The 26,712-nt window shown below is 30.5% G+C and carries 24 protein-coding genes; 5 read left to right on the forward strand and 19 right to left on the reverse strand.

The genetic code is table 11. The annotated features are described in order from the left end of the window. The first annotated feature begins 152 nt into the window (after positions 1-152). The 3 genes from CLHOM_RS03695 to CLHOM_RS18445 all read left to right on the forward strand — a co-directional run bounded on the left by CLHOM_RS03695 (position 153) and on the right by CLHOM_RS18445 (position 3,361). Complete coding sequence (locus CLHOM_RS03695) at positions 153-965, forward strand: YihY/virulence factor BrkB family protein (protein WP_052220343.1); 813 nt, start codon at positions 153-155, stop codon at positions 963-965. Positions 966-1,474: 509 nt separating this feature from the next. Next, on the forward strand, positions 1,475-2,737 hold the full coding sequence (locus CLHOM_RS03700; protein WP_052220344.1) for a S1C family serine protease: 1,263 nt from the start codon (positions 1,475-1,477) through the stop codon (positions 2,735-2,737). A 438-nt stretch (positions 2,738-3,175) separates the two neighbouring features. Beyond that, entirely contained in the window at positions 3,176-3,361 is a 186-nt protein-coding gene (locus CLHOM_RS18445; RefSeq protein ID WP_052220345.1) for a hypothetical protein, read from the forward strand. Between the two features lie 44 nt (positions 3,362-3,405). Here the strand turns inward: CLHOM_RS18445 and CLHOM_RS03710 are convergent, their stop codons facing one another. After that, positions 3,406-4,911, reverse strand: a complete 1,506-nt coding sequence (locus CLHOM_RS03710; RefSeq protein ID WP_052220346.1) for a sensor histidine kinase — start codon at positions 4,909-4,911, stop codon at positions 3,406-3,408. Continuing rightward, positions 4,908-5,615, reverse strand: coding sequence for a response regulator transcription factor (locus CLHOM_RS03715; RefSeq protein WP_052220347.1), 708 nt, complete (start codon positions 5,613-5,615; stop codon positions 4,908-4,910). Before CLHOM_RS03715 ends, CLHOM_RS03710 begins: the two co-directional genes overlap by 4 nt. Before the next feature lie 259 nt (positions 5,616-5,874). Here CLHOM_RS03715 and CLHOM_RS03720 point away from each other — a divergent pair, with 259 nt between their 5' ends. Next, a complete protein-coding gene (locus CLHOM_RS03720) occupies positions 5,875-7,860 on the forward strand; it encodes a fructose-bisphosphatase class III (protein ID WP_052220348.1) in 1,986 nt (661 codons plus the stop codon). 70 nt (positions 7,861-7,930) lie between these two features. On the opposite strand, the gene CLHOM_RS03725 is transcribed toward CLHOM_RS03720, so the two are convergent. The 4 genes from CLHOM_RS03725 to CLHOM_RS03740 all read right to left on the reverse strand — a co-directional run bounded on the left by CLHOM_RS03725 (position 7,931) and on the right by CLHOM_RS03740 (position 12,897). Beyond that, complete coding sequence (locus CLHOM_RS03725) at positions 7,931-9,934, reverse strand: glycoside hydrolase family protein (protein WP_074782753.1); 2,004 nt, start codon at positions 9,932-9,934, stop codon at positions 7,931-7,933. Between the two features lie 60 nt (positions 9,935-9,994). Continuing rightward, positions 9,995-11,041, reverse strand: a complete 1,047-nt coding sequence (locus CLHOM_RS03730; protein WP_052220349.1) for an HD-GYP domain-containing protein — start codon at positions 11,039-11,041, stop codon at positions 9,995-9,997. A 271-nt stretch (positions 11,042-11,312) separates the two neighbouring features. Beyond that, complete coding sequence (locus tag CLHOM_RS03735) at positions 11,313-12,590, reverse strand: LysM peptidoglycan-binding domain-containing protein (protein WP_052220350.1); 1,278 nt, start codon at positions 12,588-12,590, stop codon at positions 11,313-11,315. 127 nt (positions 12,591-12,717) lie between these two features. Continuing rightward, the gene (locus CLHOM_RS03740; protein WP_052220351.1) at positions 12,718-12,897 is read right to left on the reverse strand and encodes a Spo0E family sporulation regulatory protein-aspartic acid phosphatase; all 180 of its coding nucleotides are present in this window, start codon (positions 12,895-12,897) and stop codon (positions 12,718-12,720) included. A 183-nt stretch (positions 12,898-13,080) separates the two neighbouring features. Between CLHOM_RS03740 and CLHOM_RS03745 the strand changes: the two genes are divergently transcribed. Beyond that, on the forward strand, positions 13,081-14,211 hold the full coding sequence (locus CLHOM_RS03745; RefSeq protein WP_052220352.1) for an amidase domain-containing protein: 1,131 nt from the start codon (positions 13,081-13,083) through the stop codon (positions 14,209-14,211). A gap of 71 nt (positions 14,212-14,282) precedes the next feature. Here the strand turns inward: CLHOM_RS03745 and CLHOM_RS03750 are convergent, their stop codons facing one another. The 13 genes from CLHOM_RS03750 to ytvI all read right to left on the reverse strand — a co-directional run bounded on the left by CLHOM_RS03750 (position 14,283) and on the right by ytvI (position 26,545). Then, entirely contained in the window at positions 14,283-15,089 is an 807-nt protein-coding gene (locus CLHOM_RS03750; protein WP_052220353.1) for a TPM domain-containing protein, read from the reverse strand. Positions 15,090-15,109: 20 nt separating this feature from the next. Continuing rightward, on the reverse strand, positions 15,110-15,679 hold the full coding sequence (locus CLHOM_RS03755; protein WP_052220354.1) for a LemA family protein: 570 nt from the start codon (positions 15,677-15,679) through the stop codon (positions 15,110-15,112). A 247-nt stretch (positions 15,680-15,926) separates the two neighbouring features. Beyond that, a complete protein-coding gene (locus CLHOM_RS03760; protein ID WP_052220355.1) occupies positions 15,927-16,880 on the reverse strand; it encodes a lysylphosphatidylglycerol synthase domain-containing protein in 954 nt (317 codons plus the stop codon). A 267-nt stretch (positions 16,881-17,147) separates the two neighbouring features. Continuing rightward, a complete protein-coding gene (locus CLHOM_RS18655) occupies positions 17,148-17,507 on the reverse strand; it encodes a P-II family nitrogen regulator (protein WP_052220356.1) in 360 nt (119 codons plus the stop codon). Between the two features lie 39 nt (positions 17,508-17,546). Continuing rightward, positions 17,547-18,842 carry an ammonium transporter gene (locus CLHOM_RS03770; protein WP_052220357.1) on the reverse strand — a complete coding sequence of 432 codons (1,296 nt, stop codon included), beginning with the start codon at positions 18,840-18,842 and terminating at the stop codon, positions 17,547-17,549. A gap of 281 nt (positions 18,843-19,123) precedes the next feature. After that, positions 19,124-19,342, reverse strand: a complete 219-nt coding sequence (locus CLHOM_RS03775; RefSeq protein WP_074782751.1) for a hypothetical protein — start codon at positions 19,340-19,342, stop codon at positions 19,124-19,126. Beyond that, on the reverse strand, positions 19,339-19,764 hold the full coding sequence (locus CLHOM_RS03780) for a hypothetical protein (protein ID WP_052220358.1): 426 nt from the start codon (positions 19,762-19,764) through the stop codon (positions 19,339-19,341). Before CLHOM_RS03780 ends, CLHOM_RS03775 begins: the two co-directional genes overlap by 4 nt. Before the next feature lie 8 nt (positions 19,765-19,772). After that, a complete protein-coding gene (gene sigY, locus CLHOM_RS03785) occupies positions 19,773-20,294 on the reverse strand; it encodes an RNA polymerase sigma factor SigY (RefSeq protein ID WP_052220359.1) in 522 nt (173 codons plus the stop codon). A 90-nt stretch (positions 20,295-20,384) separates the two neighbouring features. After that, complete coding sequence (locus CLHOM_RS03790; RefSeq protein ID WP_052220360.1) at positions 20,385-21,641, reverse strand: HlyC/CorC family transporter; 1,257 nt, start codon at positions 21,639-21,641, stop codon at positions 20,385-20,387. 104 nt (positions 21,642-21,745) lie between these two features. Then, positions 21,746-23,911 (reverse strand): CHASE4 domain-containing protein, encoded by a 2,166-nt coding sequence (locus tag CLHOM_RS03795; protein ID WP_052220361.1) that lies wholly within the window; start codon positions 23,909-23,911, stop codon positions 21,746-21,748. Between the two features lie 144 nt (positions 23,912-24,055). Next, positions 24,056-24,952 (reverse strand): HD domain-containing protein, encoded by an 897-nt coding sequence (locus tag CLHOM_RS03800; protein WP_052220362.1) that lies wholly within the window; start codon positions 24,950-24,952, stop codon positions 24,056-24,058. A gap of 73 nt (positions 24,953-25,025) precedes the next feature. Further along, complete coding sequence (locus CLHOM_RS03805) at positions 25,026-25,490, reverse strand: toxin-antitoxin system YwqK family antitoxin (RefSeq protein ID WP_052220363.1); 465 nt, start codon at positions 25,488-25,490, stop codon at positions 25,026-25,028. A gap of 2 nt (positions 25,491-25,492) precedes the next feature. Further along, positions 25,493-26,545: a sporulation integral membrane protein YtvI gene (ytvI, locus tag CLHOM_RS03810; RefSeq protein ID WP_052220364.1), complete on the reverse strand. Its 1,053-nt coding sequence runs from the start codon at positions 26,543-26,545 to the stop codon at positions 25,493-25,495. Between the last annotated feature and the right edge of the window lie 167 nt (positions 26,546-26,712).

The raw sequence follows: 26,712 nt of genomic DNA on the forward strand, positions 1-26,712 counted from the left end.
TTTATAGAAATCGCTAATCACTAGTCCCTAGTATCTATTGGTTTTGATAAATGCTAGAGATTAGTGATTAGCTACTAACGATTTGTTTTAATATTTATGTATTACTTTTGATATACTATTAGTATCATTTCTTTTAAAGGGGTATTACTTTTATGAAAACTAGAAAAGCAAATCTTTTTATTACCTTAATCCGTAAATTAAAGGAAGATGATATTTTAGCTCTGGCTTCTCAACTTTCTTATAATCTTTTGTTGTCCTTATTTCCTTTTTTTATTTTTTTGTTTACTATTGCAGGTTACAGTGATGTTAGCAGTGAAGAAGTTCTAATAAGCCTAAAAAATATTCTTCCTGTTAATGTATATAGCCTAATTTCTGATACGGTAGTAGAAATTTTCGATTCCAGGAAGGGAAATTTATTATCCTTTAGTTTAATTGTCACTATCTGGATAGCTTCCAATGGTTTCAATGCTGTAATTAAAGCTGTTAATAAAGCTTATAATGAAGAAGAATGCAGGCCCTTTTGGAAGCTTCAAGTAATTTCTATTTTATCAACTATAATTTTATCTTTCTTAATTATATTTTCACTTTTCCTATTAGTTCTTGGAAACTTCATACTTATAAAATTAACCTTATGGTTTAATTTGTCTCTAGAACTTATATATATATGGAATTTTCTTAGATATATTCTGGCTCTTCTGATTATGATTTTTATTTTTACATTAATATATAAAATTACTCCTTGTACACCTTCAAGCTTTATAGATGCTTTACCTGGATCAATTTTTGCCACCATAGGATGGGTTTTAGCATCTCTTGGCTTTGCTTATTATGTAGATAACTTTGCAAATTATTCCAGACTTTATGGAAGTATAGGAGCCGTAATTGCTCTAATGGTATGGCTTTATTTGACCTCTGTTATAATCTTAATAGGCGGGGAGATTAATTCTCTTTTTAGTGACCAGTGACCAGTTGCCAGTGTCCAGTTGCTAGTCACTAATTTCTATGATTATACCACCATTTAATTTTTTGGCTTTGTTTTAAATGAATGTTGGTTTTTTACATTCATTTAAAACTTTCTATTAGTACCCTAAGCTATTTTTGGGATTGGTGAGTTCATTATAATATAGAAATTACAATTCTTATTTAGAATAACTAAAGAAGCGTTAAGAAATTTCATTTGTCTGAGCTGAGCGAGTTAATGAAATTTTAGCTGCTGTAGTTATTCTAAACTTAGAATTGTTTTCTATATTATACGAAATCAACAATCTCTTAAAACATAGCCAATTTTTTAACATTTCATTCATAACTCTGTCATTAAATTGTAACAATAGCAGAATAGAATAATACTAAGAAAACGTTAAATAATTTAAAGAAGTCCCTAATCACTAATCGCTAATCTCTATAGTTTAAGTCAAACTACTCTAGCGATTAGTGATTAGCACCTAGCGACTATCTTTTAATGGGAGGAATTTATATGGATAATTTTAATTTAAATGATAATCTAAATAATGATTCAAATAATAACTCAGAAGGTCTTACTACCACTAATGCTACCAATGTAGATTACATTAATGTTGAATCTTTTTGCAAGGTTAACCCAGAGGAAAATAAGAAGCATAACAAAGGTATGGGTAAGAAAATAACTTCTTATCTTTTAGTTGGTATTTTATCCGCAACCTTAGGAGGAGCTGTTTCTTCTGCTGGTACTATTAAGTATTTTATAAGCAGAGAGGCTAATGGAACCATTGTTTCAGAAAGCAAAACTGCAAGTACTAATAAAGATACTTCAAATGTAGTTAAAACCTCAACAAATACGGTACCACTATCGGTTGCTAATATTGCAAAACAGGTAGGACCAGCTGTTGTTGGAGTTTCTGTTACAACTACCTCTAGTGTGAATAGATTTGGTGTTTCTCAATCTGATGAAGGTATGGGTTCTGGTATAATTTTCAGCGAGGAAGGATATATCCTAACTAACTATCATGTAGTTAGTGGTGCAAAGAAGATTACTGTAATATTTAACGATGGAAAAGAAGGAAAGGAAATCACTGCAAAGCTTATAAATTATGATGCTTCCATGGACATAGCTGTAATTAAGCTTACAGAAAAGGTTACTGTTCCAGCCGTTGCTGAATTTGGCGATTCCGATGCTCTTGAAGCAGGTGACCCTGCCATTGCTATAGGTAATCCTCTCGGAAAACAATTTATAGGTACAGTAACTTCAGGAGTAATAAGTGCTGTAAATAGAGAGGTGGCTGTTGATGGACAAACACAAAAATACCTTCAAACAGATGCAGCTATTAACCCTGGTAACAGTGGTGGAGCTTTAGTAAACATATATGGTCAGGTTATAGGAATTAACTCAGCTAAAATAGGCGGCGATGAGATAGAAGGTCTTGGTTTTGCTATACCAATTAATGCAGTTAAACCTAAAATAGAGAACCTCATAAAGCCACTATTAAAAATAGGAATTAGTGTAGTTGATATAAATGACAGCTTGTCAAAACAATATAATTTACCAATAGGTGTGTACATTCAACAAATCGAGGAATTCAGCCCTGCTGAAAAAGCTGGTTTAATGCCTGGAGATGTTATTACTAAGTTTGATGGAAAAGCAGTTAAAACTGTTCAAGAAATTAATGAATTAAAGCAAAAACATAAATCAGGAGACACTGTTGAAGTTGTAATTAGTAGAGATGGAAAGACAAAAACCCTTAGTTTGAAGTTGTCAGAATAGATGCAGTAGTGAAAAAATCCAGGTGAATCGCCTGGATTTTTTCATTCAGATTGTTCAAAAACTCTATGCAAACTCATAGGGTTTTTGAATTTATAAATTTTTAATGCGTAGCATTTTAAGAAATGATCTACTTTCACAAATACAGATAGAGAATAGCCTTGAAATAAGCAAAAATAGTGCGATAGCACTTTCGCTATCTTTTCATATTCTGAACCTTTGCCGAAGGTCTGCTAGTTTTAAAATTAGCTTTATCAGAAGTTAAGCACTTAGATATTAATTCTACATAAACATTCAAAATCCATTTTGTAATAAATGTAAGGGGCTATTGACAAAATATGTTTATCAACAGCCTGAAATAAAAATATAGGTGTATTGCCTGTATTTTTATTTGTAAGTAGGATATAATTAAAGTAAGGATTACGATTCGGAGGTGATATAATGCAAGTTTTAAAGCAAGATATTATGAATATAATTTCTAGTTTTCCTGAAGTATTTGATATAGAAGAATTTATGTATAAATTGTATGTTTTAGATAAAATAAAAAAGGGACAGCAAGACATTTCAAAAGGAGATTTTCTTACAACTGAAGAATTAAGAAAGGAAATTTCCCAATGGTTTAGCTAATCCCTATGGATTTAGATGTATCCATAGGAATTAGTGCTTAGAGACTAGCGATTTCTTTTCATTATAAAATAGAATTTAACTCCACTCTCCGTATTAACTACTCCATACTCACTGTCATGAAGTATTAGTATATTCTTAACTATGGCAAGACCAAGTCCTGTACCTCCTGCCTCTCTATTTCTTGATTTATCAAGCTTATAGAATCTGTCCCATATTTTTTCTATTTCTTCCTCTGGAATTTGTTCTCCCTGATTTTCTATTTCTACTATTATATTGTGTTTAGCTTTATCTCCTTTTGCTCTTACAAAAATGTAACCTTCTTCTTTAGTGTGTCTAAGGGCATTGGTTAAGAAATTTGTGATTACTTCTTCTATTTTATTTTCTTCTCCAAAGGCTTCTAGGTTTTCCTCAAGACTTTTTTCTATTTTAATTCCTTTATTATAGTCTTCCTTTATTCCCTCAAGTTTTTTTATTATTTTATTTATGGTTTTATCAATAAAGAAAGGTTCTTTATTAATTTTAACGGTTCCAGATTCAAGCCTTGAAAGCTCTAGCATATCTGATACAAGGCAGCTCATTCTTTCAGCCTCATCAATAATTACATCCATATAATAGTCTTTGTCCTCTTCTTTTACTATATGGTCCTTTATTCCCTCAGCATATCCTGCAATCAAGCTTATAGGGGTTTTTAGTTCATGAGAAACTGAGGCAACAAATTCCTTTCTCATTTCTTCAAGCTGTTTTTCCTTTTCTATGTCTTTTTTTAGCTTGTCGTTAGAATCTTGAAGACCCTTCAAAGCACTGCTTAGATTGTCAGATAAAAAGTTTAAGGTTCTGCCGAGATTTCCTATTTCATCTTCACTTTCTACACTGCACTTTTCAGTAAAATCCAAGGATGCCATTTTTAATGCTTTTTCATTTAAATGTATTAATGGCTTAGATATAATTTTTGAATAAATAAATGACATTAAAACAATTAAGACTAATGCTGCTATATATATGTAGGTATAAAATTCCTTCATAACCGCAACAGCTTCCTCCACTGACTGAAGAGAAGATACAGCGAAAATAACCTTTCCAGGGATATTGTTAAATATAATAGGTTCTATAGTTACAATATTTTTTATATTGTATTCTCTATCATTAAATATATAGGTTACTGTTTCTCCTTTTTTCTGTAAATCCTTAAATGCCTCAGGGTCTGATGTCCACTGTCTTATAATATCCTTTACCATTTTTACTTTAATGGATTCTCTCATTTCTTGTCCATCGGTTATATAGCTTAAAAGTCCATTACTTTCTAATATTACGATTTTAGCATTATTATTTTCTTCAAAGCTTTTTATATTTTCTAAGGTTTTATCTATATTGCCAATGTTTTTTACATAGTCCTTTGAAAAGCTTTCAAGATTTTTGCTTAAGATTTTTGTTTTTCTATCTGTATAAAAGTTTTGAAAGAAAAGGGATTGAAATAATAGTTGAGTTGTTATAAAAATAATAAAAAATATTACGGTAATTATGAATAACTTTATTGCAATTTTTTTCTTCATTCCCTCACCTCGAACTTGTAGCCGCTTCCTCTAACAGTTACTATGTATTCAGCTTTATCTTTTAATTTTTCTCTAAGTCTTTTAATGTTAGTGTCTACGGTTCTTGGACCTCCATAATAGTCCATTCCCCAAACCTTATCTAATATCTGATCTCTTGTGAAGGCAATTCCATTGTTCTTTGCAAAAAATACCAGAAGTTCGTATTCCTTTGGAGTAAGTAGAATTTCTTCTTCATCAAGGGTTACAATATGAGATAATTCGTTTATTTTTAGACCATTAAATTTAAAGATTCTATTTACTTCTTCCTTTTCTAGACTTACTTCTTCATTTATACTATTTGCACCAATCCGCTTTAGCAGCGCCTTTCCTTTAGCCACTAATACCTTTGGACTGAAAGGTTTTGTTACATAATCATCTGCTCCAAGCTGATAACCAAGAAGTTTATCTTCTTCTTCTCCCTTTGCTGTAAGCATTATTATTGGAATCTGGGAAGTTTTCCTTAAAGTTGTACAAACAGTCCACCCATCCATATAAGGCATCATTATATCAAGTATCATTAAATCTACTTTATTTTCTTTAATCAAATTTAGAGCCTCAACACCATTTGAAGCTTCAAGTACAGAAAAACCACTATTCTCAAAGTAATCTCTTATTAGCTTTCTCATTCTCTCTTCATCTTCAACAATTAAAACTGTTTCACTCAATGTTCTCACCTCTTGTTTGTTAATTGATTAGTCTTAATAGAGCAATATGAATTTAATCTTTAAATATAGATACCTCTATTTTACCTCAAAAGCAAGATTTTTTAAAACAATAAAAATTTACACATTAAAATTTAATTAGTATACACTATTTCACAAATAATTATCATATTGCACAATTTTTCTTCTTAGCGTATATACTAATATGTGGTATAATAAAAATGCAAGTATTTTATCATGATTTATATAAGGAGGAACCCTCATGACCTTCTGTGACGAGAATAACTTAGAACTCATACAAAAGGATTTAAAATATTTAAAGCTTCTTTCAAAGCAGTATTCAAATATATCCTCTGCCAGTACAGAGATAGTTAATCTTCAGGCTATTTTGAATTTACCTAAAAGTACTGAACATTTTATTAGCGATATCCATGGGGAATACGAGTCCTTTATTCATATGCTTAAAAATGCCTCTGGAGTTATTAAGCGTAAAATAGATGATGTTTTCGGAAATACTCTTTCCGAAGGAGAAAAAGCAAATTTAGCTACATTAATATATTATCCAGAACAAAAATTAGAATTAATAAAGAGTTCTGAAGCTAATTTAGAAGAATGGTACAAGGTTACCTTATATAGACTAATTGTATTATGCAGATTAGTGTCTTCAAAATACACCCGTTCAAAGGTGAGAAAAGCACTTCCTCAGGATTTTGCCTATATAATTGAAGAATTACTTCATGAGCAAGACAATACAGTTAATAAGCATGAATATTACAATGGAATTATTTCTACAATGATTGATATAGATAGGGCTTCTGAATTTATTACTGCGATTTCTAAAGTAATTCAAAGACTAGTAGTTGATAGACTTCACATAATAGGTGACATATATGATAGAGGCCCTGGTGCTGAAATAATCATGGAAGCTCTTATGAAGCACCATTCAGTAGATATTCAGTGGGGAAATCATGATGTTTTATGGATGGGAGCTGCAGCCGGTCACGAAGCCTGCATTTGTAATGTGCTTAGAATTTCCTTGAGATATGCTAATCTAAATACTATTGAAGATGGATATGGAATTAATCTACTTCCTTTAGCTACCTTTGCTATGGATGTTTATGAGAAAGATACTTGTAAAAGATTTATTCCAAAAACTATTGATAAAACTCTAACTAAAAAAGAAATATCTTTAATTGCAAAAATGCATAAGGCTATTGCTATTATTCAATTTAAGCTAGAAGGTCAGATTCTTCAAAACCGTCCTGAATTTTTAATGAGTGATCAGCTACTATTAGATAAAATAGATTATGAAAATGGCACTATTAATTTAAATGATACTATTTATGAGTTAAATGATAAACTATTCCCAACAATAGATTCAAATGACCCTTATAAGTTGACAGTACAAGAAGAAGACTTAATTCATAAGCTTAAACGTTCTTTTGTTAATAGTGAAAAGCTTCAGAGACATATTAGATTTATATATAGTAAGGGCAGCATGTACTTAGTATGTAACTCTAATCTTTTATACCACGGATGTATTCCACTTAATGAGGATGGTTCTTTTAAGGAATTGATTCTTGAAGGTAAGTCCTACAGCGGCAAAGCTCTTTTAGATAAGTTTGACATTCTAACCCGTGAAGCATACTTCTTCAAGAATGGCACCGAAGAAAAAAAATTCGCAATGGATATGGTCTGGTATTTATGGTGCGGTCCTGATTCTCCCGAATTTGGTAAGCACAGAATGACTACCTTTGAAAGATATTTTATCAGCGATAAGAAAACTCATGTGGAAAAGAAAAATCCTTATTATAAATATAGAGATGACGATGAGGTTTGTTTTAATATTTTAAAAGAATTTAATCTGGATCCGGATTCTTCCCATATAATAAATGGACATATTCCTGTTAAGACAAAGGAAGGTGAAAACCCAATAAAGGCTAATGGTAAGCTGCTTGTAATTGATGGTGGTTTCTGCAGAGCTTATCAGCCTGAAACCGGAATTGCAGGCTACACTTTGATTTACAATTCCTATGGTTTGCTTTTATCCTCACATGAACCTTTCGAATCTATTCGAAAAGCTATAGAGGAAGAAAAGGATATATTATCTTCTACAATAATTCTAGAACAGGTAGCCTCTAGAAAGAGAGTTTCTGATACAGATATTGGAGAAGAATTAAAAAAGCAAATTAAAGAATTAGAGATGCTGCTTATCGCCTATAGAAAAGGCTTGATTAAAGAGAAATAAAATGGTGGCAGGCACCGGAGAAAGGAGAATTGACGCAATTCTCCTTTCTCCGGTGCCTGCCACCTTCCATCTATAACTCCCAATCGATTCTTGAATTTACTAGGTAAGCTGGATAACCAAACTCCATCCACTTGTCCACTTCTATTGAAGACTTTAACAGCTTAAGATCTGGAGATACATCACTTTCAAGATCAAGATCATTTAAAGTATTAAATAGAAATAATCCTTTTGCCCCTGCATCATAGGATTGTTTTGCTCTAAATAGATATTCTTCAGGTGAAAGATACTTATTGTCGCTAACGTATCTCCCCTCCTTAAGAAGCTTTTCTGTTTCAGGTGTTAAATCTATTCCCTTTATATTCGCAGTAATTCCAACATACAATTCAATATTAGTATCTTTAACTAATTCAGCAAATTTACTTACATCAAAAAATTCCTCATAACTTAAGGCTGATGGAATTATTCTATCAACGAGCCTTTCACGTATCCAAGTTTCAACGTCTAAGCCATAAGCAAGAGCATCTGTATATGGAAATCTTACTGCAATTTTCATATTCGGAATTTCGCTTCTGATTTCTCTTAAAAAATCATTCATTATTTGGATTTTCTCATCTAGACTAGCTTCGCTTCCCATTACATAAGGATATCTACAAAAATCTAGGTTTAAGCTTTTAACTCCTCTTAACCCACTTGCTTCCTTTAATATCTCTATAATATATTTTCTGTACTTTGGATAGTAGAAGCTAAGAAAATGGCTATCTTCTTGAAGGCAATCATCATAATAATCATACATATACCCATTTAAAAACTTTAATGCTTTTTCATTATAGAAAGCATTCATTCTGAGTGATGCACTGACACCTAAATTAATTTCCTGGCCCTTTGTACCTACTACTTCAACAGGTGCTTTCCCAGTGGAGTTGATTATATTTATGATTTGCTTTCTTGCAAGTATGTCCCCTTCTCTTACATCATTATCATATTTAGCTGCTCCATAAAAGGCTGGACCTGCGTATTCACTATCATAATTAAGAAGTCCGGTAGTTCCTAAACACCAGTTTAATTCATCAGCCTTTAGCTTATTTTTTAAATTTACTGGCATTTCTTCTAGTTTTGATGCATCAGGATATTTTCCCCAGAAGAAATCCGTAAACCCATCATTATCATATACCAAAGATTTATCTTCTAAAGCTTTCTTATTATAAAGTGAAATTTGCTTTTCATTTAAGGATGTAAACTTAATATAGGCAATTTCTGTTTTTTTCCCTTCAACAGGCCTAATTATAATACTGTCTTCATTAAAATTTTCAGCAAAAATAAATTGTTCATTTATATATTTATCTGTTCTTTTTACATTATTTTTATCAAAATTTTTATATGAAAATTCCTTATCTTTATAGGCAACTTTAAATTCTTCAGTATCACTTGTAAATCCAATGCTAACTCCAAGCCATCCCTTTAATTTTAATGGAATTTTTATATCCTTTGAACCCTGAATACTATATAATAGGGGCCTTATTTCTGAAAAATTTCTTAATTTATATATGGTAACTTTCCATCCACTATTGGTTAAATTTTTTTCATCAACTTGAGAAATTTTATTAAGTTCATTAAATATAAATTTTTTGTCTCCTTGGGCTATAACATTATCATCTGGTTTCAAATTTGTCATTCCTGCGAAAATGTTTTCAGCGTTTACAGTAAATTTTAACTGCTTCTTTTTCTTAAGCTTTCCTTTCCTAACTCCATGAACATTAGTGTCTACTGTAAGTGTATAGGATTCTCCTTCTTCATAATTTCTAATAGGAGGCTTTACAAGTATGGCCTTTTTATCTGAACTAAGCTCCAAGCTAATATTAACCTTTTCGCCTTTTTTATTAGTTACATTTATCGCTCTTACTGCTCTACTATCAAAATTTACTTCATCATCAAATAATATCTTCCAAACCTTGTCCTTTTTTACTATTGGCTCTTCTATAACTTGAGCATTTATATTTCCGTTATATCCAGTAAGCATAATTAAGAATAATAAAATAGCAAAAAGCTTGAAGCTTTTAGTTATTTCTATTTTCATACCTTTGCACTCCATTCTAGTTAAAATGCATTTGTCAGGTGCCAGGCACCTTTAATACCTTTAATAATTATTTACACTGACAATTGTCACATTTCTATAATTCCAATCTTCTGTAAGATTTACAATCTCTTGATTATCTAATATTCTTACTATTGGTCTTAGTGAGCAATCTTCATTATTTTCTACTACTATAGACTTTTGTCCATTACTTAGCTGAATTATTGTTCCTAAAGGATATGGAGCTACTTTTTTTAGAAATACCTTAACTAGCTTAGGGTCGAAAACACTCCCGTTATAAGCCATTATATACTCTATTGCTTCTGAAGGCAAGCTTGCCTTCCTATGTGGTCTTTCAGTAATTAATTTATCATAGATGTCACAAAGACATAATATCCTCCCAAAAAGAGATATTTTTTCTCCTTTTTTACCATCTGGATATCCTTTTCCATCAAATCTTTCATGATGTTGGAGTATTCCTACATAGGAGGTTACAGCAATTGAATTGTGATAAGTTTTTATGTATCTGTAGCCTTTTTCAGGGTGAGATTTTAGGATTTTCTCTTCTTCTTCTGTAAGTTCTTCTTTTGTTAAAAGTTCTTTTGGAATAAATACCTTCCCAATGTCATGAAGCATTGCAGATGCTACCAGCTTTTCTAATTTTGAATCTTCTAAATTTAGCGCAATTCCAATTACTGATGACAATACAGCAACATTAACACAGTGGCTGAATAAAAAATCATCATAGTTTTTAATATCTATCATATTTATCATTACGCTTTTATTTCTTAATATTTCACCTATTACAGATTTTGCTATATTTTCTACTATCTCTAAAGTTTTAGTAATATTTTTGGGGTTGTTGTAAATATGTTTTATAGATTTAACGGCTTTAATTCTTAATTCATCAGAGATTACATGTTCTATTTTGATATTTTCTGATACACTATCTTCAATATAAACACCATTTATTAATAATTTTTGTATATTATCTATGTACTCCTTTGTAATTTGTACATCCTTTGCAAGAAGCACTACTCCATCCTGAGAGTATAGGTTTTTTCCTAAAATCATTCCTGGTCTTAAGCAGCTAGTTGGTACATATCTCATAAGCAATCACCTCAAGTAATTATCGTAGTTTTTTCACTTAAGTAAAGCAAAGAATTTTAAGTTTTAATTAATAATAAGAAAGCTTCAACACAAGTTAAAAGAAATCTCTAGTCTCCAATCTCTAATCGCTAGATTATAGTCATAAGACTTTATTATTAATCTTTAATTTTTAGCTACTAGCGATTAGCGATTAGCGACTTCTTTTAATCTTTTTAGTAATTATGAACTATGAAAAATGCTTTTGAAATTTTCTACTACTATTATTATTAAATTATAGCTTCTTTTCTACTCTATATAAAGAATTAAGCACAAGCCAATTTTGAGGGAAAAACCTATTTATTGTCCAATAGCTTACTCCTCCAAGATTATACCTATTAACAAGTCTTAATTTAGCATCCATACTTCTGGCATCTTCAAACCATACCACATGCTGCCTTCCTGAAGCATCAAAATAGTTAAAGAAAGGTGCCTGAGATTTTTCATCATACCTAATTACGGCCCCGTACCTTGCAGCTAAGTCCACGGCAGCTGTATTTGCAATACTTCTAGCAGCAGTACCTTTAACGTAAGGAAGGGTCCAATCATAACCGTAGTTTGGTATTCCCATTAATATTTTATCTCTAGGTATTGCAGTAACTGCGTAGTTAAGTACTTTTATTACTTCATTAATAGGAGCAACAGCCTTAGGCGGTCCATAGGTGTAACCCCATTCATAGGTCATAAGAATTACGTGATTTAAGAGAGCTCCATGAACAGGATAGTCATGTGCTTCATATAATAGTCCTGGCTGATCTGCTGAGGTCTTTGGTGCTAATGCACTGGTTACTGTATAGCCTAGAGGTCTTAATCTTGCTACTACTTTTCTTAGAAAATTATTATATTCCTCCCTATCCTCTGGAAAAATATATTCAAAATCTATATCTAACCCATAATAATTTTTACTTCTCAAGGTTTCTATAACATTATTTATTAGAGTATCTTGAACCTGCTGATTTGTAAGTATAGTCCTTGCTAATTGACTACTAAAACTTCCTCCTTCTTCAATATTAGTTATTACCATAAGTGGAGCAACTCTTGCAGCTCTTGCTGCCTGTATTAAAGGGGTATCATTAATGGTAGAAAGACTTCCATCTGGCCTTACCTGATAACTAAATATACTCAAGTAAGTTAGATAAGGTAGGGTTCTTCTTAACACATCTAGATTAATATTAGGAAAAGCATATCCATTAACTTCTAAAGTTCCTATTCTCTCAGTAGGTGGAATGATAATTACCTGTCCTGGTGAAATAGCTGATGGATTAGTGATTTGAGGATTTGCATCCAGTATACTTTGAACTGTTGTCCCGTATTTCCTTGCAATGGAATAAAGGCTATCTCCTGCTACAACTGTATATCTAAAATTGTCTCTTAAAATAACTAAGCTTTGTCCTACAACTAGTCTTCCTGGATTTGTTATTTCATTATCTCTTATTATTTTCTCTGGGGACACTCCAAATTGTCTACCAATAGTATATATACTATCCCCTGGTTTAACAACATAAATATCCAAAAGTGCACCTCCTAAATTCATACTAATTTACTATATGCTAGCTAGATAAAATAGGATACATAGGACCTAGTATTATCGAAAATGAAAAAAAATTATGGCTATAAAAATTTCACCATAATTTTCTCACTCATCCACTTTTCTTAATTTTTATCATATACTCATTAATGAGTTCATCTAAAGCCTTGCTTACTTCTAACACTTCTTCTTCTGAGCTTTCCATGTCAGCAACAACTTCATTTAAAACATCTCTTAGGCTTTCTATTTCTTCTGTAACAAGCTTTAAATCTCTTTCTTTATGCTGCCCCATAGTATCACTCCTTAAAACACATTTCAATACTTAGTAATATAATATCATATTTAACCCTAAAAGTAAATTTATGTTATTAATTAATATATTAGGAAATTGTTAATTTATTATTACCATAGTTAATATATATCAATTTACCTTCATATAAATGTAAATATATAATATTAGTGAGGTTTTCTAATTATGTTTATAGTTATTAAGAGATCAAAATTTATCATTTTTTTATCGATTCTACTGATTCTTGCATTCCTTAGCTTTATTTTATTTTTTAAAAACACACCTGTAATAAATTTAGATAATAATCAGGAAGAAGTAAGAACAAAGGTAGAAGAGATTTTTAGATTAAGAAATTTATCTATTTTAACAAATGATGAAAAAGCAATAGGGAATATTTATGATCTAAAGACTAAATACGGAACTTGGGCTTATGAACATGAGATAAAAAAGCTAAAGTATCTTCACAACTGGTCTGAAAAGCAGGGCGTAAAATTTATCAGCATTAATCCTAAAATTGTTATCAGAAGCATTAAAGGAGGAAATGGAATTTATAATATCAATCTTATGTGTTCAACAGAATATGTTTATGTATATGAAAATGAAAAATCTGAAATCAGCCAAACAGAAGAGATAAATAGTTTTAGAATAGGAACTTCCCACTCTTTGAGATTGAATAATAAGGATGAAAAATGGTTTATCACTAAGGAATGGTATACAGATCCTTTTGCAGATTCTTTAAATTTAGATAATATTAAGGCAAATGATATCAAGGAATACATACTTTCACAAACTTCAAGGGATTTTTCTAATTTAAATAATAGAAGAATATCCGCTGTAGAGTATGCTGATCAATATTGTGGTACTGCTGCTGAAGAGAAGTATGGGTACAAATATAACAAAAAATATGGTGACTATAATCCTCTTGGAGGCGATTGTGCAAATTTTGCATCACAAATTCTTTTTGAAGGTGGAAAATTTAAAAAAACTGGCGCTTGGAATTTTAATAAAACTGGAGGTACAAAGGCTTGGCTTAATGCACAAGGGTTTAAAGATTACATGGTTGGGAGCGGGAGAGCTTCAGTAATTGCAAAAGGTAACTACAATCAGGTATATAAAGCTTCCTACAAGCTTCAACCTGGAGATTTTGTGGCTTATGAAAAGAAAGGAAGAATTACCCATATATCAGTAGTCACAGGAGCAGATTCAAAGGGTTATTCACTTGTAAACTGCCATAATACTGATAGATATAGAGTTCCATGGGATCTTGGTTGGAGTGATAAAAATATAAAGTTTTGGCTAGTTAGAGTACATTATTAAGTAAAAGGTGCCAGGCACCGGAGAAAGGAGAATTCCCTGTATTCTCCTTTCTCCGGTGCCTGGCACCTATTTTACCACTTTCCTGATGATCCTCCGCCTCCGCTGCTTCCACCGCCGAAGCCGCCAAAACCACCACTTCCGCCTCCGCCAAAGCCTCCGCCTCCGCGTCCACCACGACCTCCTCGGAAAATAGAGTTCCAAAATACTATTTCTAGAAAAAACCTAATTATTCTAGCTCTATTGAAAATTATATCTAAAAGAAGTAATCCTAAAATAAAGAACACCGGAATAGAGCTTCCTACATGTTTTCCATCATTGCTATAATTGTAATTTATTTTCTCATTTTTCTCTAAGGTTACTCCATACTCTTTACTGATTGCATCAGCAAGAACCGAGTAGGCTTCCTTGATGCCACTATTGTAGTCATTATTTTTAAATCTTGGAACAGCAACCTCTTCCATTACTCTGCTAGTTAGAATATCTGGAACTGCTCCTTCAAGTCCCTTTCCTACTTCTACAGACCAAGTTCTCTCATCCATAGCAATTAATATTAACAGACCATTATTTTTGCCTTTTTCACCTATTCCCCAATTTGAGAAGAGCTTATAACCATAGTCTCTAATATCATTTCCTTCAAGAGATTTAATGATTGCTACAGTTGCTTCTGCTCCTGTCTTATCTTCCAGCTCTTTTCCAACTGATATTAAATACTCAACAGTGCTATTTTCCAAAATACCTACATAATCATTAACATATTTTAAGCTTGTAGGCTGTGGATATGTTACTGCTATTACTTCTTTAACAGGTATAACAAGTAGTGACATAATTAAGATTAATGGTAATAGCAGCTTTAATCTAATACTTTTATTATTCCCCATGAATTCACCTCATCGTAAACTTATTTCGTGAAATCAACCTTTGGAACTTCCTTTGCACCTTCAGCAGCTTTATAGTAATCCTTTTGTTCAAACCCAAAAATTCCTGCAATTATTGAATTGGGAAATCTTCTAATAGTAGTGTTATAATTTTTTACTGCTTCATTATATTCTTGTCTTTTAATTTTAATTCTGTTTTCTGTGCCTTCCAGCTCTACAGATAAATCTCTAAAATTTTGATTTGCTTTTAATTCTGGATAGTTTTCAACTACTACTAATAATCTTGACAAAGATGATGAAAGCTCTGCATCTGCATTTGCTCTTTCCTCAACATTTGTTGCTCCTCCAAGCTTTGCCCTGGCATCAGCTACCTCAGTGAATATTTCTTTTTCATGAGTTGCATATCCCTTTACAGTATTTACAAAGTTAGGTATAAGATCATTTCTTCTCTGCAGTTCTGTTTCTATATCGCCTTCCGCACTAGTTACGACTTGATCAAGTGCCACCATCTTGTTATATCCGCTTACAACAGGTATTGCTAATATTAAAATTATCCCTAATACAATAAATACTGATTTTAAAGTTTTACTCATTTAGTTACCTCCTAAATATAATATAATCTATTTTATGATTACAAATCATTAAGTATACAGATATAGAAAAATGCGTCGCATTTTTAAAATTGACAATGCACAATTGACAATTGGCAATGAAGGATGTTTTGCTAAGGCAAAACTAGATTATATTGCAGCTTTGCTGCAATTATTAAGATTGGTAATTAAGATCTACTTAATTACTTCCTTAATTGTCAATTTATAAGAATTTTACCTCGTAAAATTCTTAATTAACTTTAGGTTTCTTTTGAATAACTTCACTTATCCCCAGGAATACACCTATAATCCATGGTATAACATGATAAAATAGTCTATATATAATTAATATTGCCATAGCCCTATCTGGTGGTGTACCCATAAACCTAAGCCCTAGAAGACATATTAAATCAAAGGACCCCATCCCTCCTGGAATAAAACTCATCATAGCACCTACAGAAGACATGGTTATTATGGCCATTGCCTCAATTAATCCTACCTGGTGTGTGAATAATCTGCAAATACTCCAAAATAACATAGCAATAGAAAACCACTCAAGTAAAGATACTGCCATTACTTTTATTCTTATTTCTTTTGGTTCCATATTGTTGTTATATATTTCTGGCATAAATTTTTTCTTTAACCATTTCCATTCATATATAAAATAATACAAAGGAAGATAAATTGCAAATCCTATTACTCCTATCCATAAAAAATTATATTCTTTTAAAATTGGTCTAGCATTTAAAACGTTTAACAATACAAGCCAACAAGCAAAGCAAACTCCAATAGTTGTAGAAGAAGCAATAATTACACTAGAATAAACCGCTTCCTTTGTTCTTACACCATTTTTCTTATATAATAAAGTTCTAAGACTAGCACCTGTAAGTCCTGCAAAACTTAAAAAGTTATTAAAACTGTTAGCTATCCAAGATAATTTCCACACTTTCGCAAAAGACATTTTGACTTTTATATGTTCTAATAAAAAATAATCATAAAGTGTCATGGTACTTAAACACAGGATGCCTAATAAAATTAAAATTAATATAACAGAAATACTTAAATTATTAAGTAAATGATGAACTCTATTAAAATTATACGCCCTAATCTGTGAACTTCCTTCAACATATACAAAAACTATTGCACAAATAGCAATAGTTGCTTTAAGAATACTTTTCTTATGTTTAATGAAAAATAAATTCATATATATTTTCTCCTTTGGAATAAATGAGATATTGAAAGATAACAACATTTCTAGTATTATTTTAAAATTATTCACATAACTGAAAAAGCTAGAGATAGTTAACATCCCAAGCTTTTTCTGTATATCTTATAGTATCTTATACAATTTTTCGTATACATGAATTCTTTTATACTCATTTTCATCTACAATATTATTATATACTAATTTACTTAACATTGCACTAACTTTTTAGAATATTTCGGAATAAATGTGAAACCTCTCTAAAATCTATTTATCTTGAAGAGCATCCCAATTTTCTTCTCCAGTTCTTATTCTTACAACTCTTTCTACAGGGAATACGAATATTTTTCCATCTCCTATTTTTCCTGTTTTAAGAATTTCTTTTGCTTTTTCAACTACTGTATCTACTGGTATTTCTGAAACCACTATTTCTACTTTTATCTTTGGCACTAAATTAATTTCCAAAGGTACTCCTCTGTAGTATTCTGGAAAACCTTTTTGCATACCACAACCAAGCACTTGTGATACAGTCATTCCTGTTATACCAATTTCATTAAGACCTTTTTTTAGCTCTTCAAACTTGTTTGTCCTTGTTATTATATCTATTTTAGTCATTTTCTTTTCCAAAATTGATATCCCCCTTATATTTTATATATATTTAATTTATTATGACTCCATTTTGATTTTAATTGGATTTGCTTCATATTCTCCAAAAGCTTTAACTTCAAAGTCTGCATAGCTGTTAATTCCATGTTCAGTAATGTCAAGTCCACTTATTTCTTCTTCTTCACTTACTCTTAAGCCTATAGTTGCCTTAATTGCTTTGAACATTATAAATGTAGTAACTATTGTCCATAGGCCTACTGCACCTATACCTATCAATTGTACTTTTAATAATCCAAAGCCTCCACCATAGAATAAGCCTAAGTTATCTCCACTAGCTGCAAATAAACCAACTGCTAAAGTACCAAATACTCCATTAAAGCAATGAACACCTACAGCTCCAACTGGATCGTCAATTTTTAACTTCTTGTCCAATAATTCTACTCCAACAACTACTAATACTCCTGACATAGCTCCAATTGCTACTGCTCCTACTGGTGATACTAAATCACATCCTGCAGTTACTGCTACAAGACCAGCAAGTGAACCGTTTAATGTCATACTTACGTCAGGTTTCTTATATCTTATCCAAGTAACTATTAAAGTAACTAATGTAGCTGCTGCAGCTGCTAAATTTGTAGTAACAAAAATATGAGAAATAGCATCTACATTTGTACCTGATAAAGTAGATCCTGGATTAAATCCAAACCATCCAAGCCATAATATAAATACTCCTAAAGCACCTAGAGTAATGCTGTGTCCAGGTATAGCCTTTGATTTTCCGTCCTTAGTATACTTACCTATTCTTGGTCCGATAATTGCTGCTCCAACTAAGGCTGCCCATCCACCTATTGAGTGAACTACTGTTGATCCTGCAAAATCATGGAATCCTAATTTTGAAAGCCAACCACCACCCCAAATCCAGTGTCCTGCTACTGGGTAAATTACTGCACTAATAATGAAGCTGTAAACAAGATAAGATTTAAATTTAGTTCTTTCTGCCATTGCTCCTGAAACTATAGTTGCTGCTGTAGCACAAAATACTGTTTGGAAAATTAGAAATGCTTCTAGTGGTATTCCAAGTCCTAAGTGCTCATAAGTGCCTCTACTAAATAAATCTGGTAAACCTATAAATCCTCCAAGGTCTGTACCAAACATAAGACCAAAACCTAATATCCAAAATATAAGTGATCCTATAACAAAGTCCATTAAATTCTTCATAATGATATTTCCTGCATTCTTTGCTCTTGTAAATCCTGTTTCAACCATTGCAAAGCCTGCTTGCATGAAGAATACCAACGCTGTTGCAATTAGTACCCATACAGTATCGATAGATGTAGCTAATTTTGTTAAATCCATAAGATTACCCCCTTAAATTTTTATTTAATAATATAATAAGTGCTTATTTATCAATTTGTTAAATTTAATATTGAATATTTAATAAATTGATAATCAACTTTATATTAGTTATTATATTCGCAATAAATAAATATGTCAATTATTAATTTGTTAATCAAAACCTTTACATATTATAAATTTTAAAAAAAATAAATCGCTAGTCTCTAATCACTAATCTCTAATGGTAAATCTATACCTATTAGGAACTAGTGAATAGAGATTAGCGACTTCTTTTAATTATTTTAGATCTTACCACTATTACTATATTTATCCATTATAACTCTCGTAATAATTAAGTATATTATTAAATTGCCTGGAGTGTTTAATAATCCAAATACTCCCCAAAGCCAATAGTACTTTTCTCCTCTCTTTTTAGCATCCTTAAATATCCATAAGCCTTGAATGAAAAGTATTGGTAGTACTATAGGCAAAAGAATTCTAATTACGTCAATTTCCCTCATAAAAATTTTCCTCCTTTAGTAATAATAAATTTTGATATTGGTATTAATGCAAAAGGAGCAAATGTTATCATAACAAGTTGAAAATATAAAATATATTTTACATCAATATATAAAGCAATAATTGCAATAGATAACAAAATCCCTAGGGCTAAGAATATAAAGCCAATAATTTCCCACCTGTTTTTCTTACTGCAATTAATCGCATCTGCCTTTTGAATAATTTCCATTACGTTAATGTCCATACTGAAATCAAGATCATGGATTAAATCCATTTTCTCTTTTGATCTTTTTAAGCTTTCCTGAAATTTAATTGCTTCTTTCAGTTCTTCCTCTGATAGCTGATTATTCAAAAGTTCCTTACCATAAACTTCATTATAGTATTTATCTATAAGGGCGTTTTCTATAGATTCTTTTTTATTCATTATATTCCTTACCTTCTTTCTAATTCAGCTATTATACTTTTTATGCAGTGATGCAATCTAGAACGAACAGTGCCTATAGGACACCCTAGAATTTCTGCTATTTCCTCATACTTGTAATTATAATAATGCTTCAATATGAACACAGCTCTCTTTTCATATGGCATTTTCTGAATAATTTTAATTACTTGATTAAATTCTACTTTAGAAATTACACTATCCTCTACATTATAGTCCCCAGAAGAATTAACTTCTTCCATGGAAACTAATCTTTTTTCCCGTCTAAGCATATCACGATAGACATTTGTTCCTATAGCAATGAGCCAGGTTGAAAATTTTGCTTTAGGAGTATACTTTTTAATGTTTAATGCAGCCTTTAAAAGAGCTTCTTGAACAACGTCCTGAGCTATTTCAGGATTTCCTGTAATCTTTATAATATATCCCTTCAGAATTGAATAATTATCTATAAGCAGGTTGTTTAATGCACTTTTATTTCCCTGTTTAGCTCTTTCAATTACTTCTAGTTCATCCACTCTTCCACCGCCCTTTCCCTTATAAATGTAACGTTTAAAACAATAAAAGGTTCAAATATATTTTAATATTTTAAATGAGTATAAAAAATACTAACCATCTAAGGTTAGTATCTTTAATTTTTTAATTCTATTTTTATCAATATCCTCTATTATAAACTTTATGTTTCCACACTCAACAGTTTCACCTTTTTCAGGAAATCCTCCAATTTCACCAATAACAAAGCCGCCTATTGAATCAAAATCTTCAGATTCAATGTTTGTTCCAATCATCTCATTTACTACGTCAATTTTAGTGCTTCCATCAACTATATATTCATCTTCCTTTATTACTTCAATCTCTTCATGAGGCTCTTCATCATACTCATCTTCGATATCACCAACTATTTCTTCCACTAAATCTTCCATAGTAATTAAACCTGCTGTACCACCATATTCATCCATAACTACAGTCATAGCAATTCTATTTTTCCTCATTTCTGAAAAAAGTTCTGCAGTTGGTTTATACTCGTAGGTAAAATACGGCTTAACCATATACTTTCTAATATCAAAGTTTTCTCTATCCATATCTAAAAAAAGTAGATTTTTAATATGAAGAATTCCAATTATATTATCAGTAGTGTCCTTATAAACTGGCATACGTGAAAACTGCTCTTTTTTAAACACCTCTACTAGATCTTCATATGAAGTCTCAACTTCGATGGCTATCATGTCAGTTCTAGGAACCATAACATCCTTTACTTGAGAGTCTCCAAATTCAAATACATTGTAAATCATTTGCTTTTCTTCTACTTCAAGTACGCCCTCTTCATGACTTACATCAACAATAGTTTTTAACTCTTCTTCTGTAATATATGGCTTGCCCATCTCTACTCTACTTCCAAATACTTTACCAATTCCATTGGTAATAAAAGTAAAAATTATAGAGACTGGCTTTAATACTATAGTTATTAGATATATTGGTTTTGCCACCATTAATGAAAACTTTTCTGAATTTCTAGCTGCTAAGGATTTTGGAGTTATTTCTCCAAATATTAATACTAGCACAGTCATTACAGCGGTAGAAATTCCAACACCTTTATCTTTAAAAAGACTTATGGCAATAGAAGTTGCTAAAGCTGAGGCTCCTATATTAACCACGTTATTGCCTATAAGTATTGCACTTAATAATTTACCTGGATTTTCCACTAGCTTGCTTACTAATTTTGCTCCCTTAACATTTTCATCTACCATATGTCGTATTCTTATTTTACTTAAGGACATCAAAGCTGTTTCTGAAGCTGAGAAGAAAGCTGAAAAACCTAGAAGAATAGCCAAAACTACTAACTGCCATGTACTGTCTGATTCCAAATCAAACCACACTCCTAATTATAATTTTAAATTTAAAATAATTATACCATAATTACTTAACACTATGTATGAATTTTTACATATTTTCTTCACTTCTATTCAAACTATTGCAAATTGAACCATGCATTAAACCAGAAGATAGAACCTGAATATAAATTACTTTTTGCTCCTAACTCTCCTCCCATTAACTCTGCAAGTCTCTTGCAAATAGACAATTCAAATCCTGTGCCACCATACTTTCTTGTGACAGTACTATCTTCTTGAATATATGATTCAAATAGTTCTTCCTTTGTAATATTATCAATTCCAATACCTGTATCATATATTTCAAATCTAATTAACACTTTATCTTCTTCTTTTGTTTCCAATAAAACCTTTAAACTTACTTCTCCATCAAAAGTAAACTTTATTGAATTACTGAGTAAGTTTATAATAATTTGATTTAACCTTTCTTCATCCCCAAATATAATTTCAGGTATATCGTCTGATATGGTGTAAGAGAAACCTATACCTTTTTTATCTGCCTTTACAGACATTATACTTACAAGGTTTTTAATCAACATATACATATTAAATTTATGATTATTTAAATTTAATTTACCTGCTTCTATTTTAGAAAAATCTAAAAGACAATTCACAATATTAAGCAATACATTGCCAGCACTTTCAACCGATTCTATTAAATCTTTTTGACTTTGATTTAAATTAGTTTGTTTTAATAGTTCATTTATACCTATTATGGCGTTAATTGGAGTTCTTATTTCATGGCTCATATTCTCTAAAATTTCATTTTTCATCTTAACAGAATCATCTGCAGCGTTTTTTGCCTCTATTAACTTATATTCTGTGTTTTTTAATTCAGTAATATCTTGATAAACAACAATAATATAGCCATTCTCTGGTGAATATGCTGAAAGCAAGAACCATTTATCTTTTAAATTTATATATTTTTCAATTTGTGTCTTTTCTCCCATTTTGCTATTAGTACTAATTTCCTTTATCCAGTTGAATATTTCCTCTTTATTGCTGCAATAAATCTCTGATACCTTTTTACCTGAAATATCTTTATCCATTAAACCAGTTAGCTTTTCATAAGCCTCATTTACCTTTAAAAATACATAATCTTTCTCATTATTTATTTCATTCTTTTCTACTTTAAGATAGGCAAAGGCATATATTAGGCTTTCAAATAAGTGTCTATATCTGTGTTCATTTTGTTCTATTTTCTTTTGATATTCATTTAAACTCTCTAGCATTTTATTTGCTACTCTAGATAAGTTATCAAACTCATTATCCCCTTTTACAGGTAGTCTATAGGATAAATCACGTTTCTTTTCAATATCCATAAAAATTTTACTTAAATCTTGCAAAGGTATTAGTACTATTTTTTCAAGAATAAGTAAAAGTATAATTCCAAAAATAAGTCCACTTACTATAAGGCTAGAATTAAATATTATTCTAGTTTTCATACCCTCTAAATAAATTCCCCTTCCATTTTCTATTAACAATTCAAGCTTAGGATCTCCAAATACATCCTTAATAACAGTTGAACCTATTATTCTATTTTCATCTAATATTGTTGATTTGAAATCAGAATGCACTATAGTTCCTGCAAAAATACTATAATTATTCAATGGATTTTTTTCATAATATTTTTCTATATATATGGAATAATTATCTACACCACCTAAAGTATGTATTTCATCATTGCTTAAATGTCTTCCCATGATAATAATACCTCTAACGGGACCTCTTCCATCAGTTCTAACTATTGGTCTACATGAGATAAGCATAATTCCATTTTCCATGGAAATAATTCCTTTACAAGGTTTTATATTTAATTCCTTAGTATTATTCTTATATATAATTTTCTCTTTTATTTCTTTCAAAATCTGGTCAAATTCAGCATCTCCAATTTCTACTTTTTCTTTAAAAATAACCTTTCCATCTAGATTTATAAAAGAAATAGCATTCAACTTTATTGGATTTGATTCTAATCCAGTCAAATTAGCTACAATAAATTCTTTGTTTCCATCATTAATAAATTTATAGCTGTCATCCCATCTTGACCAATCTAGGTTAAGAGTATCTAAATTAGTTATGTTATCTTGAATAATTCTTAAAGCTTGTGAAATATGTTCATTTAAATTATTTTTCTCTATTTGCTTAAATTTATTTCCTAAAACATATATAGACAAAACATGGTATACAGTAGTTAAAATTAACACTATAAGGCATACTATAATAATTGTTTTCTTTCTAATATTCATGCTATTTCTCCTGAATTACATTACTTTATATTAGATTATGTTGCACTTATAAATATGAGTATTCTATACACCTTACAGATTTCCTCTTTTTAAAGATAAATAAAAAAGCTATAAATGACGTAAATATCATTTATAGCTTTCATTTTAAACATACAATCTTGTTCCTATTCTTCTATCATACTCAGACCAAGTTTCAGGTAAAGTAATTTCCCTTACCTGATTTACTTTATTCATGGTAGCATCAATATAGTCAGCATAGTGAACAATAAAAGCTTCTTCTGTATTTGTAGCTTTTGGTGATCCAAATTCAGGTTTCCCGTGATGCTGAACTATGCACCCCTTTAATCTTTGTTTAAAATCCTCACTATATATTTCCCCACCTGTTCTAAAAGCTTCTTCGATCATATTTATTCCAATAACAATATGTCCCTCCATATTTCCTCTTAAAGTAGTAGAAAAAGGTCCATCAAAAAAATACTCTTCTATTTTTCCTATATCATGAAGTTTTGCAGCAAGTATAGCAATTTCTTTATTTCTACAATCATATCGATGGGCCATAATCTTAGCCATATACATTACATTTAAGGAATGTTCTGCAAGTCCGCCTATATAATTATGATGCTGCTTAAGTCCACCTATTCCCTTTTTGAACTTTTCAACAAATTCTTCATTCTTAAAAAAATAATTGTTTAGTTCAATTGACTCTCTAGTTTTAAACTCTTCCTTGGATATATATTCCAATTCTTTCATTATATCTTCTATTGGTCTTTTCACAGCAGGGAGATAGTCCTCTAACTCAAAATCATCAACTTCCTTAAATTCCGAAACTTCAAATATATTGCCATTTTCACCCTTTACCCAAAGTACACTGCCAATATCTAATTCATCTGCCTCATCTGATAAATTAGCTTTTATATCTCCACTTTTATCTCCTAAAAAGGCTATGAGTTTTCCATTTTCTTTTGAAAGCTTTTTCATGAGCATCAAAGTAGTTTCTACATTTTCATCTTTATTTATATCCTTTGCTAGTATAGTCTTCATCCACAATCATCCTTTTTAGAATATACTTTTGTGTAAAAAACGCTTATACTTATTTTTATCAAAAGATAAAGTTTTATTCTGATTTTTCTTCAATCAATTCATTGTCCTTAAAAACTCCTTGAAGTTCTAATTCTCCAGCCTCATTGTAATATTTGCCAGTTCCGTTAGCATTGCCATTTTTTAATTGACCTTTATAATTTATTTTTCCATCTTCATAGTAAATGGTTCCTACACCATCATAAAGTCCATCCTTCCATTCTCCTTCATAATTTACATTGCCATTTTCATAATAGGATTTCCCAAATCCATTGGGTTTTCCATTTTTAATTTCTCCCTCATAAGTTAGTTTTCCATTACTATCATAAATTTTTTGTTTTGAATTATCAGCTTTTGTATTCCCTGAGTTCTCCTCTACTTTAGAATTTTCTATTGTTTTGTCCTTGCCTATTGAAAAACTGCCGGCTTTATAAATTAAAGAAGTCAGTATAACAAATCCAATGGCTATTGATAGAAAAATCCACAACTTTTTATTTTTCATAATTATAATACTCCTGTTCTATGTAAAACATTGTAAAAAATCACAAGAAAGATACAAAAAAACATACCTAGTACTCCATTCGCCATAACTCCAATAAACAGAGCCGCTAATATGGCTACAGGATGTACACCAAGTGATGTAGATACTATTTTAGGCTCAACAATTTGACGGGTTATATTGGCTAATAAATATAATGCTATGATTGCAACAGCTGAAACATAGTTCTGATAAAATAAAAATATTAAAGCTATTGGTATATAAATTAGTCCCATACCAACAATAGGTAATATATCAAAAATAGCAGATAAAAAGCTTAGTAAAAGTGCATATTTTACTCTGATAATAGAAAAACCTGTTAAAGTAATTAAAAAGGTTATAAACACTACTATTAAATATGAAAATGCATAGTTGAGAAGCATCTTTTTAGATTCTTGCACTGTGCTTATTATTTCATTATTTTTTTCTGAGGGGATCATATGAATAATCTTTTCCTTAACAGTTGACATATCCTTTGTAAAATAGTAAGTACTGATTAGTGTAAAAAATATTACCATAACTACATATGGAATTGATGAAAAAATAGAAATAATTCCTCCTAAAAGTGTAGTTGTAAAATTTAATGTGGCATTTGATAGTTTATTTATATTGCTGGAGAGATTACTTTCGATTGTACTTATAATGCTTGGATCTAAATTACTATAAAATACATATAATCTATCATAAATATTAGGGATCAAAGCTGAATTGGTAGATAGGTAAGTTTGTATAGTTTTTGCTAGCTGTACAGCCTCCTGAATTAAGTGATATATACCCCAAAATAACAAAATAGAAATAAAAATAAAAAAAGTTACTGTTGAAATTAATGATGCAATAGATCTTTTTATTTTTAGTTTTATTATTAAAAATCTTGTTGGCTTTATTAGAATTAATGAAAAAACAAAGGCTAATGTAAAGGGTAGTGTGTAGGTTAAAGTCTTAAAGAATATTAGAAAAACCAATGTATAAACAGCAAAAAAAATTGCAACTTTATCTATTTTTTTTAAAACTCTTTCCATTTAAATCGCCTCCTAATACTATTTTAGTAATATAAAAATGCTATATTCTTTGTAAGATAATTATAAATCTATAGCAAAACAGAGTATAGTTCAAATTATATATAAAAACAGCTAAAGTTTCAACCTATAATTTGGAAATTAAAAGGCTATTTATTAAGATATGCTTT

Origin of the sequence: Clostridium homopropionicum DSM 5847 (assembly GCF_001263795.1) — a bacterium.
Lineage (GTDB): Bacteria > Bacillota > Clostridia > Clostridiales > Clostridiaceae > Clostridium_H > Clostridium_H homopropionicum.